1 protein-coding gene is annotated in these 1,342 nt (G+C 63.4%); it reads left to right on the forward strand.

What is annotated here, in order from left to right; translation table 11 throughout:
* Nucleotides 1-1,291: IS21 family transposase (istA, locus tag IEX32_RS20310; protein WP_188773347.1), on the forward strand; the 1,291-nt coding region annotated here is incomplete at its 5' end.
* Nucleotides 1,292-1,342 lie beyond the last annotated feature (51 nt).

The following is a 1,342-nucleotide window of genomic DNA, read 5'->3' on the forward strand; positions in this document are numbered from 1 at the left end:
GATGTTGGAGGCCGCTCCCGGCCTTCGCCCCGTCGCCATCTTCGAGGAACTGCGCCGCCGATATCCCGAGACCGAGTTCGGCTCCCGGCGAACCCTGGAGAGGCGCATCCGCGACTGGCGCGCCCTGAACGGTCAGGATCGGGAGGTCATCTTCAGACAGGTGCATGAGCCAGGCCGGCTCGGCATGTCCGATTTTACGTGCATGAACGATCTGGATATTTCCATCGCCGGAATGCCGCTGGACCACTTGCTCTACCATTTCCGCCTGCCTTGCGGCGGCTTCGAGCATGGGCACGTCATTCTGGGCGGGGAGAGTTTCGTTGCCCTCGCCGAAGGACTGCAGAACGCGCTCTGGTCGGCGGGCGGAGCGCCGAAGCTTCACCGTACCGATAGTTTGTCGGCCGCTTTTCGCAATCTCGACGCCGATACGAAGGCCGACCTGACCAGGCGCTATGACGCTCTGTGCGCCCATTATGGAATGGAGCCGACGCGCAACAACACAGGCGTCGCCCACGAGAACGGCGCGATCGAGAGTGCCCATGGCCATATCAAGGCCGCGGTGAAGGATGCGCTGTTGCTGCGCGGAACCGCGGACTTCGCCGACCTTGCCAATTATCGCCGCTTCATCGACGAGGTCGTGACCGCGCGCAACCGGCGGCATGGCCCGAGCATCGATGCCGAGCGCAAGTCGCTGCAGTCACTGCCGAACGCGCGAACTACCGATTACGAGGAGATCCTGGTGACGGTGACGTCCTCGGGTGGCTTCACGCTGCGCAAGGTGTTCTACACGGTCCCCTCGCGCCTGATCGGGCATCGTTTGCGAGTGCGCCTTTACGACGATCGCCTCGATGTCTTCATTGGCGGCACAAGGCTCATAACCCTGTCACGCGGCCGCCCCGGTGCGAACGGCAAGCACGGCCACGTCGTCGATTACCGGCACATCATCCATTCCTTGCGTCGCAAGCCGATGGCGCTGCTGGGGCTGGTCTATCGCGACAGCTTGTTCCCGCGCGCGCCCTATCGCCTCATGTTCGAGTATCTGCTGGAGGCTGTGGGCGAGAGGGAGGCATGTCGCCTCTCCGTCGAGCTTCTGGCCATGGCCCACGAACGGGCGTGCGAATCCGAACTCGCGCAAATCCTCGCAGAGGACCTGGCCGCTCGTCGGATACCGTGCCTGACAACATTGCGGGCACGGTTCTGCCCGGACCCTGCCAATCTGCCTGAAGTCGTGGTCGATCTGGTGCCGCTCTCGATCTACGACGGATTGATCGAACAGGGAGAAGCGGCATGAGCGCGGCTCCCATGATCGACGCGCAGCGCCTGAGCCTGATGCTCAATGAAC

The organism is Novosphingobium endophyticum (genome assembly GCF_014640675.1).
GTDB lineage: Bacteria > Pseudomonadota > Alphaproteobacteria > Sphingomonadales > Sphingomonadaceae > Novosphingobium > Novosphingobium endophyticum.